The following is a 15,574-nucleotide window of genomic DNA, read 5'->3' as shown; positions in this document are numbered from 1 at the left end:
GACACGTACTTCCGTACTTTGCGGGTGTGAGCGACGACGTCGAGGCGCGCCTGCGTGCCCTGGAGGAGGCGGTCGCCGGCCTGCGCGCGGCCGCCGGACCCGCCGCGCCGCCGTCGGAGCCCGACGACCCGCTGTGGGCGCTGACGGGTCTGGAGGCCCGCGCGCCCGGCTCGGTGCTGCTGACCGGCAGCGTCGAGGTCGCCGGGCACGGGCCGGTGCGCTGGCAGTACGCCCGCCCGGCCGGTGACCTCGTCGACGGCGACTGGGACGGCGCGGCCGCCGTGCTCGACGCGCTCGCCCACCCGGCGCGGCTGGCGATCCTGCGGCACGTGCTGACCGGGACCGCCACCACCGCGGAGCTGCTCGAACAGCCCTCGGTGGGCACCACCGGGCAGCTGCACCACCACCTGCGCCAGCTCGTCGCCGCGGGCTGGCTCGCCTCGACCCGGCGCGGCCACTACGAGATCCCCGTGGCCCGGGTCGTCCCGCTGCTGGTCACCGTCCTCGCGTCCCGCCGTTGAGAGGAACCGCCGTGCCCGAACCCGTCCCGGCCCGCCGCGTGGTCGCCGTCGCCGCCGCGGCGGCCGCGGTCCTCGCCGTCCTCGCCGGCGCGCTGCTCGGCCCCGACCGGCTGCGTCTGGGCCCGCAGACCTCCGGTGACCCGGCCCTGGCCGAGCAGGTCCGCGCGGTCGCGGGGCACCGCGACGGCCTGCGCGCCCTCGCCGTCGCCGAGGTCACCCCGGGGTCGGTGCGCACGGCCGGGCTCGGCCCCGCGGGCCCCGGCGGAGGTGCCCCCGGGCCCGGCGACCGGTTCGAGATCGGCTCGCTCACCAAGACGTTCACCGCCGCGCTGTTCGCCGACGCCCTCACCCGCGGCGAGGTCACCGCCGAGGACCGTCTGGACCGGCACCTGCCCGAGCTCGCCGGCACCCCGGCGGGCGGTGTCACGCTCGGGTCGCTCGCACGGCACCGCTCCGGGCTGCCCGGGCTCGGCCCGACCGCCGCGGGCCGCGCCCTCGCCGTGACCCTGCTGCGCGGCGACCCGTACGCGACGACGACCACCGCCCGGCTGCTCGACGACGCCCGCGAGGTCGCGGTCGACCCCGGACAGGGCTCGGTGTACTCCAACTTCGGCGTCGCGCTGCTGGGGACCGCCCTGGTGCGCGCCACCGGGGCGCCCGACCTGCCGGCACTGGTCCGCGACCGGGTCACCGGACCGCTCGCGATGACCGCGACCACGTTCGCCCCCACCGCCGCCGACGTGCCGGACCAGGCGCTGACCGGCTACCGCGAGGACGGCCGGCCCGCTGTCCGCTGGTCCGGCGAGGGCTACCTGCCCGCCGGGACGTCGACGTTCTCGACGATCGGCGACACGGCCCGCTGGGCGCAGGCCCAGCTCACCGGTGCCGCCCCGGGCACGGCCGCGCTCGACCCGGCCGTGCCGGACGGGCCGGACCGGTCGATCGGCTGGATCTGGATCACCGACCGGACCACCGGCCCCGACGGGGCCGTGCGGACCCACACCTGGCACAACGGCGGCACCGCAGGGTTCAGCAGCATGCTCGCGATCGACCGCGCGCAGCAGCGCGCCGTCGTCGTGCTGGGGACGACGGCGGTCGGCGTCGAACGGGTCGCGACGGCGCTGCTGCACGGCACCGGGGTCCCCGACGGCGGGGCGGGCGTCGGCGCCTGGGCGGTCCTCGGGATCGCGGCGCTGTTCTCGCTGCTGGCCCTGCACCGGGCCGTGCGGTCCGCGGCGCTCCTGCCGATGGCCGACGGGCTGCTCACCGCGCTGTTCGGGCTGGTCCTGCTGTGGAACCGGGGGCCGTGGGCGTCGGTCGGCGGGTGGGCGTGGGGTCTGGCCGCCGCGCCGGTCGCGGCCGCGCTGGTGGTCGCGCTGCTCCGGGCGCGGGGACTGCCGCTGCGCCCGGCGGGGCGGGGCCCGGTGGTGGCGTGGTCCGGGCCGGTGGTGACCGGCGCGCTCGTCGTGGCGGCCCTGGTGGCCGGCTGAGCCCGGCCGGCGGTCAGGCCGAGGTCAGCCGACGCAGGACGGCGTCGAGCACCGCCGGGACGTCCGGCGCGGACAGCACGTCCACCGGCCGGGCACCGGCCCCGCCGCCCGGCCCGGTGACGGTGGCGCCGCGGGCCGGGCCGAAGCCGCACTCGACGGTCAGCGGGGTCGGCGTCGCGGTGAGCGACCCGGGCGCGACGGCCTCCAGCAGGGCGGTCGCGTCGTGCAGCGCGACCGCGTCGCGGCCGTAGCGGCCCCGGTAGAAGTCCCGGTACGGCGCGATCATCGCGGCGAGCTCCGTGCACACGGGGTCCGCGTCGTGCAGCGCGGCGAGCCACTCCGGCCCGGCGGCGCAGCCCAGCGTGGTCTCCAGCGGCACCAGCGCGACGGGCACGTCGTCCTGGGTGAGGACCCGGTGCGCGGCTTCCGGGTCGGCGTGCACGTTGAACTCGGCCGAGGTGGTGACGTTCCCGCCCCCGATCGCCCCGCCCATGACGACGACGCGCGCGATCCGCCCGGTCAGGTCCGGGCGGGCGGCCAGCAGGATCGCGGTGTCGGTGAGCGGGCCGATCGAGGCTATGGTGACCGGTTCCGCCGCCTCCTCCAGCACCCGCGCCATCAGTGCGACGCCCGAGCCCGGGACCGGGGCGACCGGGTCGGGCAGCGACGACGCGCGCCCGCCGAGGCCGTCGTCGCCGTGGACGTGGCCGGCCCGCTGCTCGCGCCGGTGCACCAGCGGCCGGGCCGCACCCGCACCGAGCGGGACATCGGTGCGGCCGGTCAGGGCGAGCAGGCGCCCGGCGTTCGCGAGCGTCGCGTCGGGACCGACGTTGCCGAACGAGGCGACGACGGCGCGGACGTCCACCTCGGGACTGCGCAGGGCGAGGACGAGCGCGACGGCGTCGTCGACACCCGGGTCGGTGTCGATGATCAGCGGGCGGGGCACGGGGGTGAGCCTACGGACGCCCCGCCCGGTGACCTCACTCGCTGCGGGTGGGCTCGTCCTCGTTCTCGGCGTCGAGCTCGCGGGCGGCGGCGCCGGTGACGCCCGCGTCGTCGGTACCGGCGGCCGGCCGCGGCCCGCCGTCGCGGTCCAGGTGGCGGGCGGTGCCGCCACCGGCGGCGGTCAGCTCGTCGGTGCCGACGTCGGTGCCGTCGTCGGGAGCGCGGTGCTCGGTCACTCGGGTGCCTCTCGGTCGGGACGGGCGTGCCGGACGGAGGTACCCGCGGACCACGGGGCGCACACGCCTAGTCTCGGCCCGGTGCGACGCCCGCTGACCCCCGACACCGACCCGGCGCAGGCGCGGCTGTTCACGCTCACCTCGCTGCGCTGGATCCTGCGCCACCGCGCGGTCACCCCCTGGTACCTGCGGCGCTACTGGCGCCTCGCGATGCTGCGGCTGCGCCACCCGCACGTCGTGCTGCGCGGGATGGTGTTCCTCGGCAAGGGCGTGACGATCGAGGCCCGGCCCGGGTTCGGACGCCTGGAGATCGGGCGCTGGGTGCACATCGGCGACGGCACCGCGCTGCGCTGCCACGAGGGCTCGATGCGGATCGGCGACAAGGTCGTGTTCGGCCGCGACAACACCGTCAACTGCTACCTCGACGTCGAGATCGGGGCGACGACGCTGGTCGCCGACTGGGTCTACGTCACCGACTTCGACCACCGCACCGCCGACGTGGCCCGCCCGATCAAGGACCAGGGGATCGTCAAGTCGCCGGTGCGGATCGGCGAGGGCTGCTGGCTCGGGGTGAAGACCTCGGTGCTGCGGGGGACCCGGATCGGGCCGGGCTCGGTGCTGGGCGCGCACGCCGTGGCGCGCGGGGACATCCCGGCCGAGTCGATCGCCGTCGGGACGCCGGCGCGGGTGGTGCGCGACCGGCGCGCCGACTACGAGGCCGCCGCGGCCGAGCGCGCCGCCGTCGCGGACATGGCCCGCAAGGCCGACCGGGCCCTGCAGGCGCGCCTCGACCGCGCCTGACCGCCCCGGCACCCCACGGCAGGCCCCGCGCACCCCTCGGCAACGCCCCGGCCCCCGGACAGCGCCCCGGCCCGGCAGACCCCCGGGGGGTGCTCCGAGGGGAACCCTCGGGGCTTAGAGCGCTACGAGGGTGCCCCTGGGAGCACCGGGGGGTGGGTCGCGAACAGGTTCCCGGTGGGGATCTTGGGGCGCGGGAGCTCCCGCGGCCCGCCGGGGACCGCGCCGGCGTAGATGCGCGCCGTCTGCGCGGCGATGACCGGCCAGGAGAAGTCGGTGCGCAGCCGGGCCCGGGCCGCCCGGGCCCGCCGGCGCGCGGCGGCCGGGTCGGCGAGCGCGCGGTCGACGGCGTCGGCGATGCCGGGCACGTCGCCGGGGGCGAAGCCCAGGCCCGTCTCGCCGTCGCGGACGAGCTCGCCGAGCCCGCCCGCGGTGGAGGCCACGAGCGTCGCCCCGACGGCGGCGGCCTCCAGCGCGACGATCCCGAACGGCTCGTAGCGGCTGGGCAGCACGACGGCGTCGGCGGCACGCAGCAGCGCGGTCAGCTCGCCGTCGGGCAGGTGCCCGAGGAACCGCACGGCGCCCTTCACCCGGTGCCGCGCGACGCGCTCGCCGAGCATCTCGCGCTGCGTCCCGGTGCCCGCGACGAGCAGCCGGGTGCCGCGGTGGCGGCGCCGGATCCCGGGCAGCGCCGCGATCAGGTCCTGCACGCCCTTCTCGTACTCCAGGCGCCCGAAGAACACGATCCGCGGCCCGCCGGCGGCCGGGGCGGGCGCGGCGGAGCGGGCCCGCCAGCGGCGCGGGTCGATGCCGTTGTGCACGACGTGCACCGCGCCGGGGTCCAGGTCGTGCAGGGCGGCGACCTCGGCGCGCATCGCGCCGGAGCAGGTGATGATCTCGTCGGCGCGCTGCGCGAGCCACCACTCGGTGGAGTGCACCTGCCGGTTCAGCGGGCCGGGCAGCCAGCCCGAGTGCCGCCCCGCCTCGGTGGCGTGCACGGTGGCGACCAGCGGGACGCCCAGTGCGTCGGCCAGCGCGATCGACGGGTGCGCGACGAGCCAGTCGTGCGCGTGCACGACGTCCGGACGCCAGCCCGGCAGCAGCGCGGTCAGCGCGTGGCGCAGCATCGCGTGCCCCATCGCGAGGGTCCACGCGACGAGGTCGGCGGCGAACTCCAGCTCGGGCGGGTCCTCCGCGACGCGCAGCACGCGCACCCCGTCGACGGTCACGTCGGCGGTCGGGTGGGTCCCGGCGTCGGTGCCGGTGGGGGCCCGGGACAGCACGACGACCTCGTGCCCGGCCGCGACGAGCTCGCGCGACAGCGCGTGGACGTGCCGGCCCAGCCCGCCGACGACGACCGGCGGGAACTCCCAGCTGACCATCAGCACCCGCATCGCTAGATCCTGACAAACGCCGGACCGGCGGTAACCCCCGGGGCGCGGACGCGGGTGGGCCGGACCCTCAGACCCGCCCCAGGTCCCGCGCGTCGACGTGGCCGAACGCCGGCCGGGCGGCGTCGGTCCAGGCCGCGACCCGGCGCTGCGCGGCCCGCCGTCGCCCGGCGCGCAGCAGCCCGGACAGCTCCGCCACCCGGCCCGCGTGCAGGGCCGCGCGCGACCGGGCGTACCCGGCGGCGGAGTCCTTGCTGACCATGAACGCCCAGTCGCTCGACAGCGCGTGCAGCGCCTGGTCGGCGAGCAGGTCGGCGAGCGGGTCGCGGACGTCGCGCCGCAGCCCGGCGGTCGCGGCCAGCAGGTCGTCCTGCACCCGCGCGTTCGTCGCGACCAGGTCGGTGACCTGCGGGCCCGCCCACACGCGCCAGTCCTTGCCCGAGCCCCACGACGACTCCCGCAGTGTCACGGGGTCGCCCACCAGCCCGTCGGCGACGGCGTCGCCCAGGGTGCGGACCGCGACCCCGGCCCCGGGCAGCCGGCGCAGGACCGCGGCCAGCCAGGCCGGGCCCTCGTGCCACCAGTGCCCGAACAGCTCGGTGTCGAACGCGGTCACGGTCAGCGCCGGGCGGCCGTGGCGCGCGCGCAGCGCGGCCAGCCGGGCGGCCACGGTGGCGACGAAGTCCGCCGCGTCCCGCTCGACGGCGCGCGCGGCGAGCGCGGGGTCGTAGGGCCGCTTGCGCCCGGTGGGCACCCGGCGCCCGGTGACCCGGGCCGGCTTGAGGCCGGACTCGTGGTCCCAGGTGTGGAAGTCGCGGTACTCCGCCGAGCCCGGATAGCCCTTGCGCGGCGACCACACCCGGTAGGTGACCTCCAGGTCGCGTCCGACGCACAGGACGTCGGAGTCCCCGACGGGGTGGGCGAACGCGGTGTCCCCGCGCAGCGCCGGGCCGTCGACGAGGAAGCGGCGCACCCCCGCGTCGGCGTAGCCGGTCTCCATGCCGGGGGCGAACCCGCACTCCGGGGCCCAGATCCCGGCCGGTCGCGCGCCCAGCCGCAGCGCGTGGTCGTCGAGGCCGGCGCGCAGCGAGAACGCCCGCACCCGCGGGTCGAGCAGCGGGCCGAACGGGTGCGCGGCCGGCCCGCCGAGCAGCTCGACGGCGCCGGTGTCGCGCAGGGCCCGCAGGGCGGGGGAGCCGCCGTGGCGCCAGTGCCGCTCGAACTCCGCCGTCGCCGCCGTCGACACCCGGTGCTCGTGCGCGGCCAGGTCGGGCAGCCGCGACGCCGCCGAGTGCGCCCGCAGCGTCCAGCCGCCCAGCCAGTCGTGCACCCCGCGCAGGCAGTGCGGGTCGTCGAGCTGGGCGGCCAGCACCGGGGTCACGCCCAGGGTGGCGAGCCCGGTGCGCCCCTCGGCGGCCAGCTCGCGCAGCGTCGCGACGACGGGCAGGTAGGAGTGCGCCCAGGACTGGTAGAGCCACTCCTCGCCGACCGGCCAGCGTCCGTGCCGGGCCAGCAGCGGCAGGTGCGAGTGCAGGACCAGGCAGAACGTCCCGACGGGCGCCGCGCTCACGGGCGGCTCGCGGTGACCAGCAGGTCGAGCGAGGAGCCGGGGTCGGCGCCGTGCAGCACGAAGTCCGAGCACCGCACGGAGGCCACGTCGGCGGCCAGCGCGGCCGGCCACGGCGCACCGGAGAGCGCCAGCTCGGTCTGGGCCTCGATCAGGCCGCCGTGGCGGTCGTCGAGCCCGCGCAGCCGGGGCCCGTGGTGCAGCCCCTGCACGACGACGTCGTCGAACCCGGCGTCGCCGACCAGCCCGGCCAGCTCGCCCGGGTCGAGCTCGCGGGTGTGGAAGGGGTTCAGGGGGGTGTCGCGGCCGGGGGAGAAGGTGATGCGGTTCGGCGTCGACACCATGAGCCGTCCACCGGGGCGCAGTACCCGCCGGCACTCGCGCAGGAACCGCTCCTGCTCCCAGAGGTGCTCGATGACCTGCAGCGACACCACGACGTCGACCGCGGCGTCGGGCACCGGCAGCGCCACCAGGTTGGCCCGCGCGACGGCGACGCGCGGATAGCGCACGCGCACGTGCCCGACGGTCGTCACGTCGTAGTCCAGGGCCAGCACCGACCGTGCGGTGCCGGCGAGCAGGTCCGCGCCGTAGCCCTCGCCGCATCCGGCCTCCAGCACCACGGCACCCGAGCAGTCCGCGGCGATGGCCGCGTAGACGACCTCGTGGCGGCGGAACCAGTAGTTCTCCCGGCTGATGCCGGGGACGGTGCGTTCCCCGGTGAGGGGCAGGCTGCTGCTCACCTCCCGACCTCATCACGACGACCGGCGCCCCCGCCCACCGGTCCCCTCGCGGGCGCTACCGCTCGTCGCGGACGGGCAACGGGACGGCGTCGCGGACGTCGGAACAGGTGGAGCCCGACGGAGGGGGACCTATGACCGACACCGCGACCGACGAGGACACGGTGACCCTGACGATCACCGGCCGCTCCGGCTCGTGGCTGGTGTCCGGCGTCCTCGGCCAGGACCAGCTGCCGCTCAAGGGGCTGGACGACCGTGCGCTGGCCGAGATGCTCTGGGCGATGCTGCCGGTGGCGCCGCCGCCGCGCCCCGCGCCCTGCCGGCGTCCGGACCGCTGACCCGTCCGGACGGTCGTGCACGTCCGGTATCGCGGTCGGCGCACCGTTCCTGCCGGTCGGCGTGCGGGCGGCGCCGCGGTGGGCATCGTCGTGCCCCGGGCGGGTAGTCCCCGGTCCCGGCCCACGTGGGCCGTGGGCGACGCCGACGGCGTCGCGCCGAGAGGAGCCCAGGATGAACGATCCGGCGCACGAGGACGAGACGCTGTCGCTCACCATCACCGGGCGGTCCGGCTCCTGGGTGGTGTCCGGCGTGCTCGGGGACGAGCCGGTGGAGCCCCGCGCGATGGACGACGAGGCACTCGGCGAGGTCCTGTCGCTGGTCGTCCCGGAGGAGGACCGCCCGCCCGCGCCCGCGGACCCGCCGTCGGGCCGCCGCGCCGGCTGAGCCGCCCGGTCAGGTCTGCCCGCGCAGCTGCGCCGCGGCCAGCAGCGCCACCTCCACCTGCAGCCGGTCCTCGCCGACCGGGCGTCCGAGCAGCTCCTCGGCCTTGCGTACCCGGTAGTGCACGGTGTTCTTGTGCAGGTGCAGCCGCGCCGCGGCCTGGGTGTAGCTGCCGCCCACCGCCAGGAACACCCGCAGCGTCTCGCGCAGCTGGTCGGTGCCCGGCTCGTCGGCGGTGAGCCCGGCGAGCACCCGCGAGACCCAGCGGCGCAGGTCCTCGGAACGGTCGGTGAGCAGCGCGGTGACGGCGACGTCGTCGAACCGGGTCACCGACGGCCGGTCCCCGGCGCCCTCGGCGACGGCCCGCGCCCGCTGCGCCTCGGCCAGCGAGCCGCGGAACCCGTCGAGGCCGGGCGCCGACCCGCCGATCGCCACCCGCAGCCCGTCGGGCAGCCGGTCACGCAGCAGGCCGGTGTCCAGCGGCACCGTCTCCGGCCCGGACAGCCACGCCCACAGCGTCCGGCTGTCGGCGAGCACCGTGAGCGGGGAACGCCCGGACGCCTCGTAGAGCAGCCGGGCCCCGGCCTGCAGCGCGTGACCGTCCGCGGCGGCGCCGCCGGACGCCGGCGTCCACACCACCGCGGCCGTGTGCCGGGCGGTCACCGCGATCCCCAGCAGCTCCGAGGCCGCCGCGTCGGCCAGCGGGTCGGTGTCGAGCACCATCCGGACCCGCGTCGCGAGCCCCGCGCCGGACCGGGTGCTCCACCGCCGTCGCTCGGCCTCGTAGATGTCGATCAGGCCGGAGATGACCTGGTCGATGTAGCGGTTGGTGCGGTCGCTGAGCACCGACACCGCGTCGAGGACGTCGGGACGGCCGCGGTGCGGGCCCGACCGCAGCACGTCCAGCGCCCGCTGCGCGAACATCTGCTCGCCGAGCCGGTAGGCCCGCAGCAGCGCCTCCAGCGACAGGTCGCGCTGGGCGAACCGGCGCGCGTACTCCGCGGCCGCCGGCGGCACGGTGATCCGGTCCAGCGGGATCGAGTGGACGAGCACGTCCACGATCGCGGCCAGGTTCGCCGAGGTGCTCGCGACCATCAGCCTGCGCAGCGTCTCGTCGTGCCGGAACTCCGGGATGGCCTCGACGAACCAGTCGGTCATCACGGTCGTCAGCTCCGGCAGCCGGGCCTCGAGGTCGCGGGCGACGGCCGCGACGACCTCGTCGACGTCGGCGGACATGGGCCCGGACGCTAGCGGCCCCCGGCCCGCACGCGGTTGTGCCCCCGGCACAACGGGCCGCCCGCGGTTCGTGATCGAGGTACATGGCGCCCGTCACACCGCGGTCCTAGTTTCGCCTGCACACCGATCCGACGCCGGCGGCGCCGTGGCCACGGCCCCGCAGCCCGCTCCCGGCCGGGTCACCGCACACCCGTCCCGCCGACCACCGGTCCGGCGGGCGAGCCGTCCTGCCCGCAGTCGCGGACGGCCACCGGAGGCACCACCGAGAGGAGTGGACGATGGGGTTCACCACGGGGAACTTCCCCCCGGTCGACACCGGGACGTTCCTGGACAGGCCGCTGTCCGAGCGGACGCGGGCCCTGGCCCTGCACTGGGTGGAGTACGGCTTCGGGTCGCCGAGGATGATCCCGGCCGTCTACGTGCTGAAGCTGCTGTTCCTCTACGTGCTGGGCGGCGCGGCCCTGATCACCTGGACCTCCGGCGCCGGCCCGTTCTGGGACGTCGCGGGCTGGTGGGACGAGCCGGTCGTCTACCAGAAGTTCGTGCTCTGGACGATGCTGCTCGAGGCGGTCGGCGTCGCCGGGTCGTGGGGCCCGATCGCGGGCAAGTTCCGGCCGATGACCGGCGGGATCCTGTTCTGGGCCCGCCCCGGCACGATCCGGCTCCCCCCGTGGCGGGCGGTGCCCGGCACCGCCGGCGACACCCGCACGGTGCTCGACGTCGTGCTCTACCTCGGCCTCCTCGCCGGGCTGCTGGCGGCCGTCGTGCTGCCGGGCGTGCCGAGCGCGTCGCTGTCGGCGGCCGTGCCCGGCGCCACGTCCGGCCTGGTCGCCCCGTGGCTGATGGTGGCGCCGCTCGTGCTGCTGGTGCTCGTCGGCCTGCGCGACAAGACGATCTTCCTGGCGGCCCGCAGCGAGCAGTACGCGCCCGCGCTGGTGTTCTTCGCGGTGCTTCCGTTCGTCGACATGATCGTCGCGGCGAAGCTGCTGATCTGCATCGTCTGGATCTGCGCCGGGGTGTCGAAGTTCGGCCGCCACTTCACCCACGTCATCCCGCCGATGGTGTCCAACAGCCCGTGCGTCCCGTCGCGGTGGGTCAAGCGCGCGCACTACCGCGACTTCCCGCGCGACATCCGCCCGTCGCGGGTCGCGACGGTCCTGGCCCACGTCGGCGGCTCGACGGTCGAGATCGTCACCCCGCTGGTGCTGCTGTTCTCCACGAACCGCTGGCTGACCCTGGCCGCGGTGGTGCTCATGGTGGTGTTCCACCTGTTCATCACCTCGACGTTCCCGCTGGCCGTGCCGCTGGAGTGGAACATCCTGTTCGGCTACCTGACGGTGTTCCTGTTCCTGGGCTTCCCCAACGGCGAGGGCTACGGCGTCACCGACATGTCCTCCCCGGCGCTCGCCCTCGCGATCGTCGCCGGGCTGGTGTTCTTCCCGGTGCTGGGCAACCTGCGCCCGGACCTCGTGTCGTTCCTGCCGTCGATGCGCCAGTACGCCGGCAACTGGGCCTCGGCGCTGTGGACCTTCACCCCCGGCGCGGAGGCGAAGCTGAACACGCTGACGCCGCGGCCGACCACGAACCAGGTCGACCAGCTGCAGGCGATGGGCTACCCGCCCGCCGTCGCCGAGATCACCATGCAGCAGACGATCGCCTGGCGGTCGATGCACTCCCAGGGCCGCGGGCTGTTCTCGGTGCTGGCCGCCCGGCTCGACGACCTCGACACCCGGACCGTGCGCGAGGCCGAGTTCGGCTGCAACTCCGTCATCGGCTTCAACTTCGGCGAGGGCCACCTGCACGACGAGCGCCTGATCGCCGCCGTGCAGCGCCGCGTGGGGTTCGCCCCCGGCGAGTGGGTCGTGGCCTGGGTCGAGTCCCAGGCCATCCACTCGACGGTCCAGCACTACAAGCTGATCGACGCCGCGCTCGGCGTCGTCGAGACCGGGTACTGGGTCGTCGCCGACGCCGTGGCCGAGCAGCCCTGGCTGCCGAACGGCCCGATCCCGCTGACGGTCACCTGGCGGGCGCCGGAGGGCGGCGCCCCGACCGCCGCGGAGATCACCGACGGCGACGTGGCCGGCGCCGCGGCGCCGTGAGCCCGGCGGGGCGGGCGGTGCTCCGGGCCCGCCCGCCCCGCCGTCCCCACCCGGCCCGCATCCCGACCGCATCCCGACCGCATCTCGACGAGGAGACGACATGAGCGACGCACTGACCGGCCGGATCGCGATCGTGACCGGCGCCGGCCGGGGCCTGGGCCGGGCGATCGCCCACAGGCTCGGCGCGGAGGGGGCGACGGTCGTCGTCTCCGACATCGACGGCGCCGCCGCGGAGCGGACCGCGGCCGGTATCCCCGACGCGACCCACCTGTCCTGCGACGTCCGCGACGAGGCGCAGGTCGAGGAGCTCGTCGCGCACACCGTCGAGCGGCACGGCGGGCTGCACGTCATGGTGCCCAACGCCGGTGTCGGCAACGCGATGCCGCTGCTCGAGATGGACCTGGCGGCCTGGCGCGCGGTCACCTCGGTCAACCTCGACGGCGTCTTCCTGTCCATCCGCCACGCCGCGCCGGCGATCATCGCCTCCGGCGGCGGCACGATCGTCACCGTCGCCTCGGTGTCGGCGACGACCGGCTCCCCGCTGATCGGCCACTACGCCGCGGCCAAGGCGGGGGTGGTCAACCTGACCAAGACGGCCGCGACCGAGCTGCGCGCGCACGGCGTACGGGTCAACGCGGTCCTGCCCGGGTTCGTCGAGACCGAGCTGGTCACCGGGGCCCGGCCGGACTTCGAGGCCGCGCTCGGCCTGCCCGCGGGCGGCTTCGACGCGCTGATCGCGCAGAAGCAGGGCCGCTACGGGACCCCGGAGGACGTCGCGGAGGCCGTGCTGTTCTTCGCGGGCGAGCGGTCCGCGTTCTGCACCGGCAGCGGCCTCGTCCTCGACGGCGGCCTCGACGCGTCGCTGATCTGACCGGGGACCGGTAGACAGGGCCCGCCACCCCAGCCCCACGGAGGACCCATGACCACCGCCACCGTCGTCGGCTCCGGCCCCAACGGGCTGGTCGCCGCCGCCGTGCTGGCCCGCGCGGGTGTCGCGGTCACCGTCCTGGAGGCCGCGGACACCGTCGGCGGCGGCACCCGCACCGCGGAGGCGATCGTCCCCGGCCTGCTGGTCGACCACTGCTCCGCCGTGCACCCGATGGCCGTCGGGTCGCCGGTGCTGGCCGAGCTGGGCCTGGAGCGGCACGGTCTGCGCTGGCGGCTGCCGGAGGTCGACTGCGTCCACCCCCTCGACGGCGGCGACGCCGGCGTGCTGGTCCGCTCGGTCGAGGAGACCGCGGCCGGCCTGGGCGCCGACGGGCCGCTGTGGCGGGCCCTGTTCACCGGGCCGGTGCGGAACTACGACACCTACTCGCCGGACTTCCTCGGGCCGCTGGTCCGCATCCCGCGCCACCCGCTGCTGCTGGCCCGGTTCGGGGCGCCGACGGTCCTGCCCGCGGAGGTGCTGGCGCGCGCGTTCCGCACCGAACGCGGCCGCGCCCTGTTCCTGGGGTCCGCGGCGCACGCGTTCCGCCCGCTGAACCGGCCGCTGACCTCGGCGATCGGGCTGGGCCTGTTCACCGCGGGACACCGGCACGGCTGGGGGGTGGCGCAGGGCGGCTCGCAGGCCGTCGCGGACGCGCTCGTCGCGGTGCTGGCCGAGCACGGCGCGACGGTGCGGACCGGGGTGCACGTCCGCTCCGCGGACGAGCTGCCGCCGTCGGACGTCGTGGTGTGGGACGTCGGACCGGACCGGCTCCCGGCGCTGCTGGGGGACCGGCTGCCCGCCCGGGTGGCGCGGGCCTACCGCCGCTTCCGCCACGGCCCGGCCGCCTTCAAGGTCGACTACGCGGTCGCGGGCGGGGTCCCGTGGACCCACCCGGCCGCCCGCCGCGCGGGCACGCTGCACGTCGTCGGGTCGGCGGCGGAGACCGCCCACGTCGAGCGGGAGGTGCACGCGGGCCGGATGCCGGAGCGGCCGTTCGTGCTGGTCGGGCAGCAGTACCTGGCCGACCCGACCCGCTCGGCCGGCGACGTGCACCCGGTGTGGGCCTACGCGCACGTCCCGTACGGCTACACCGGGGACGCCACCGCGGCGGTGACCGCGCAGATCGAGCGCTTCGCGCCCGGCTTCCGCGAGCGCGTCGTCGGCACGCTGACGACCGACCCGGCGCAGTTCGCCGCGAACCCCAACTTCGTGGGCGGCAACATCCTCACCGGGTCCAAGGACGTGCGCCGGCTCGTGTTCGGGCCGCGCACGACCCTGCAGCCCTACGACACGGGTGCACCCGGGCACTTCCTGTGCTCGGCGGCGACCCCGCCGGGGCCGGGCGCGCACGGGATGTGCGGCGCGCACGCGGCCCGGCGGGCGCTGGCCCACCTGCGCCGCTGAGTCAGACGGGCTCGCCGGAGACCGCGACGACGCCGCCGATGTCCTGGCGCAGCCAGGCGAGCAGCGTCGCGTCCTCCAGCGTCAGCGGCACCTCCGGGCCGCCCCACCCCAGACGGGTGGTCGGCCGGTGCGCGAGCGCGTCCTCCAGCATCGCGGCCAGCCCGTCGGTGGCGCGCACGGTCAGCCCGCCGTGCTCCACGGTCCGGCTGCCCGGGACGTCCTCGTCGGCGTGCGGTCCCGTACTGAGCACGTAGCCCGTGCCCAGACGGTCGTCGAACCCCGTGACCTGCACGGTGGCTCCCTCCTGCCGGTGCGTGAGCTGCCGACGGTAGCGAAACCCGCCCCCCGATCAGGGGTGGCGTGGTGTGACGTCGCGCCTGCAGCAGGTGACGAGCCCCGCGCGTGAGTACCGTCACGTCGAGCCGGGATGTGCCAGTGGCTACCCGCTGGTAACAATGAACGTCACAGTGGCACGGCGTGCCATTACGGTGGCACTGCTGGCACCATCACCGGACACGACGGGCGCGACGCCGCGGCCCACCCCCGCTCCTGCGAGAGCGCGCGGCGCAGCCTCGTCACGGTGACGCGAGAGGGTCCGCCCCGGAGAGTCCGGACGCGGATCGCGTACGACGACGGACGCGGTGTGCGCGTGGGCGCAGGCCGCCGCGGCAGGAGGTCGAAGAGGTCCTATGAAGATCGTGACCCTGGTGAAGCAGGTGGCCGACACCTACTCGGAGCGGACGCTGTCCGATTCCGACCACACCCTCGACCGTGAGGGTGCCGAGGCGGTGATCGACGAGATCAACGAGCGTGCGGTGGAGCAGGCGTTGCTGCTCAAGGAGGCGAACGACGGCTCGGAGGTCGTCGTGGTGTGCATGGGCCCGGACCGGGCCACGGATGCGATCCGTAAGGCGCTGTCGATGGGCGCGGACTCCGCGGTGCACCTGTCGGACGAGGCGATCCACGGTTCGTGCGCGGTGCAGACCGCGAAGGCGCTGACGAAGCTGATCGGCACCGTCGAGGGCTGGGACATGGTCATCGCGGGCAACTCGGCCTCCGACGGCCAGATCGGTGCGGTCCCGGCGATGATCGCCGAGCTGCTGGAGGTGCCGTCGCTGACCCACGCCAACGAGCTGTCGGTCTCCGGTTCGACGGTGACCGCGAAGCGGGAGACCGACGAGGGTGTCACGCACCTGAGCGCGGAGCTGCCGGTGGTGGTGTCGATCGGGGAGAAGTCCAACGAGCCGCGCTACCCCTCGTTCAAGGGGATCATGGCGGCGAAGAAGAAGCCGGTGCAGACCCTCGACCTGGCCGGTGCGGGGATCGACCCGTCCGAGGTCGGTCTGGCCAACGCCCTGACCTCGGTGGTCTCGGCGTCGCCGAAGCCGCCGAAGCAGGCCGGGGAGAAGGTCACCGACGAGGGCGACGGCGGCGCGAAGATCGCCGAGTTCCTGGTCGGGCAGAAGCTGATCTGATCCCGGTTCTTCCTGGCTTCCCTCTTC

At 76.2% G+C, this 15,574-nt stretch carries 16 protein-coding genes; 9 read left to right on the top strand and 7 right to left on the bottom strand.

Going from position 1 to position 15,574, the window contains the following annotated elements; all coding sequences use genetic code 11:
* The first annotated feature begins 26 nt into the window (after positions 1–26).
* A complete protein-coding gene (locus WJX68_RS05490; protein WP_340286605.1) occupies positions 27–521 on the top strand; it encodes an ArsR/SmtB family transcription factor in 495 nt (164 codons plus the stop codon).
* An 11-nt stretch (positions 522–532) separates the two neighbouring features.
* Positions 533–2,011 (top strand): serine hydrolase domain-containing protein, encoded by a 1,479-nt coding sequence (locus WJX68_RS05485; protein ID WP_340286603.1) that lies wholly within the window; start codon positions 533–535, stop codon positions 2,009–2,011.
* A 13-nt stretch (positions 2,012–2,024) separates the two neighbouring features.
* Here the strand turns inward: WJX68_RS05485 and WJX68_RS05480 are convergent, their stop codons facing one another.
* Positions 2,025–2,957 carry a nucleoside hydrolase gene (locus tag WJX68_RS05480; protein ID WP_340286601.1) on the bottom strand — a complete coding sequence of 311 codons (933 nt, stop codon included), beginning with the start codon at positions 2,955–2,957 and terminating at the stop codon, positions 2,025–2,027.
* 34 nt (positions 2,958–2,991) lie between these two features.
* On the bottom strand, positions 2,992–3,192 hold the full coding sequence (locus tag WJX68_RS05475; RefSeq protein WP_340286599.1) for a hypothetical protein: 201 nt from the start codon (positions 3,190–3,192) through the stop codon (positions 2,992–2,994).
* Positions 3,193–3,273: 81 nt separating this feature from the next.
* Here WJX68_RS05475 and WJX68_RS05470 point away from each other — a divergent pair, with 81 nt between their 5' ends.
* Positions 3,274–3,993: an acyltransferase gene (locus WJX68_RS05470; protein WP_340286597.1), complete on the top strand. Its 720-nt coding sequence runs from the start codon at positions 3,274–3,276 to the stop codon at positions 3,991–3,993.
* 122 nt (positions 3,994–4,115) lie between these two features.
* Here WJX68_RS05470 and WJX68_RS05465 read toward each other — a convergent pair whose 3' ends face one another.
* The 3 genes from WJX68_RS05465 to WJX68_RS05455 all read right to left on the bottom strand — a co-directional run bounded on the left by WJX68_RS05465 (position 4,116) and on the right by WJX68_RS05455 (position 7,688).
* Positions 4,116–5,384 carry a glycosyltransferase family 4 protein gene (locus WJX68_RS05465; protein WP_340286595.1) on the bottom strand — a complete coding sequence of 423 codons (1,269 nt, stop codon included), beginning with the start codon at positions 5,382–5,384 and terminating at the stop codon, positions 4,116–4,118.
* Positions 5,385–5,451: 67 nt separating this feature from the next.
* Positions 5,452–6,951: a 1,4-alpha-glucan branching protein domain-containing protein gene (locus WJX68_RS05460; RefSeq protein ID WP_340286593.1), complete on the bottom strand. Its 1,500-nt coding sequence runs from the start codon at positions 6,949–6,951 to the stop codon at positions 5,452–5,454.
* The gene (locus WJX68_RS05455) at positions 6,948–7,688 is read right to left on the bottom strand and encodes a class I SAM-dependent methyltransferase (protein WP_340286591.1); all 741 of its coding nucleotides are present in this window, start codon (positions 7,686–7,688) and stop codon (positions 6,948–6,950) included. Before WJX68_RS05455 ends, WJX68_RS05460 begins: the two co-directional genes overlap by 4 nt.
* A 131-nt stretch (positions 7,689–7,819) precedes the next feature.
* On the opposite strand from WJX68_RS05455, the gene WJX68_RS05450 reads away from it, so the two are divergent.
* A complete protein-coding gene (locus WJX68_RS05450) occupies positions 7,820–8,023 on the top strand; it encodes a hypothetical protein (protein ID WP_340286589.1) in 204 nt (67 codons plus the stop codon).
* A gap of 172 nt (positions 8,024–8,195) precedes the next feature.
* A complete protein-coding gene (locus WJX68_RS05445; RefSeq protein WP_340286587.1) occupies positions 8,196–8,408 on the top strand; it encodes a hypothetical protein in 213 nt (70 codons plus the stop codon).
* 9 nt (positions 8,409–8,417) lie between these two features.
* Here the strand turns inward: WJX68_RS05445 and WJX68_RS05440 are convergent, their stop codons facing one another.
* The gene (locus WJX68_RS05440) at positions 8,418–9,641 is read right to left on the bottom strand and encodes a PucR family transcriptional regulator (RefSeq protein ID WP_340286585.1); all 1,224 of its coding nucleotides are present in this window, start codon (positions 9,639–9,641) and stop codon (positions 8,418–8,420) included.
* A gap of 278 nt (positions 9,642–9,919) precedes the next feature.
* Here WJX68_RS05440 and WJX68_RS05435 point away from each other — a divergent pair, with 278 nt between their 5' ends.
* The 3 genes from WJX68_RS05435 to WJX68_RS05425 all read left to right on the top strand — a co-directional run bounded on the left by WJX68_RS05435 (position 9,920) and on the right by WJX68_RS05425 (position 14,072).
* Positions 9,920–11,740, top strand: coding sequence for a DUF3556 domain-containing protein (locus WJX68_RS05435; RefSeq protein WP_340286583.1), 1,821 nt, complete (start codon positions 9,920–9,922; stop codon positions 11,738–11,740).
* A 100-nt stretch (positions 11,741–11,840) separates the two neighbouring features.
* Positions 11,841–12,611, top strand: coding sequence for an SDR family NAD(P)-dependent oxidoreductase (locus WJX68_RS05430; protein WP_340286581.1), 771 nt, complete (start codon positions 11,841–11,843; stop codon positions 12,609–12,611).
* Positions 12,612–12,659: 48 nt separating this feature from the next.
* Entirely contained in the window at positions 12,660–14,072 is a 1,413-nt protein-coding gene (locus tag WJX68_RS05425) for a phytoene desaturase family protein (protein WP_340286579.1), read from the top strand.
* Between the two features lies 1 nt (position 14,073).
* Here WJX68_RS05425 and WJX68_RS05420 read toward each other — a convergent pair whose 3' ends face one another.
* Positions 14,074–14,364, bottom strand: a complete 291-nt coding sequence (locus WJX68_RS05420) for a hypothetical protein (protein ID WP_340286577.1) — start codon at positions 14,362–14,364, stop codon at positions 14,074–14,076.
* Positions 14,365–14,761: 397 nt separating this feature from the next.
* On the opposite strand from WJX68_RS05420, the gene WJX68_RS05415 reads away from it, so the two are divergent.
* Entirely contained in the window at positions 14,762–15,547 is a 786-nt protein-coding gene (locus WJX68_RS05415; protein ID WP_340286575.1) for an electron transfer flavoprotein subunit beta/FixA family protein, read from the top strand.
* The last annotated feature ends 27 nt before the right edge of the window (positions 15,548–15,574 follow it).

This window comes from Pseudonocardia spirodelae (assembly GCF_037727765.1).
Lineage (GTDB): Bacteria > Actinomycetota > Actinomycetes > Mycobacteriales > Pseudonocardiaceae > Pseudonocardia > Pseudonocardia spirodelae.
The sequence above is the reverse complement of the archived record's forward strand: the minus strand, read 5'-3'. Positions and strand labels throughout refer to the sequence as shown.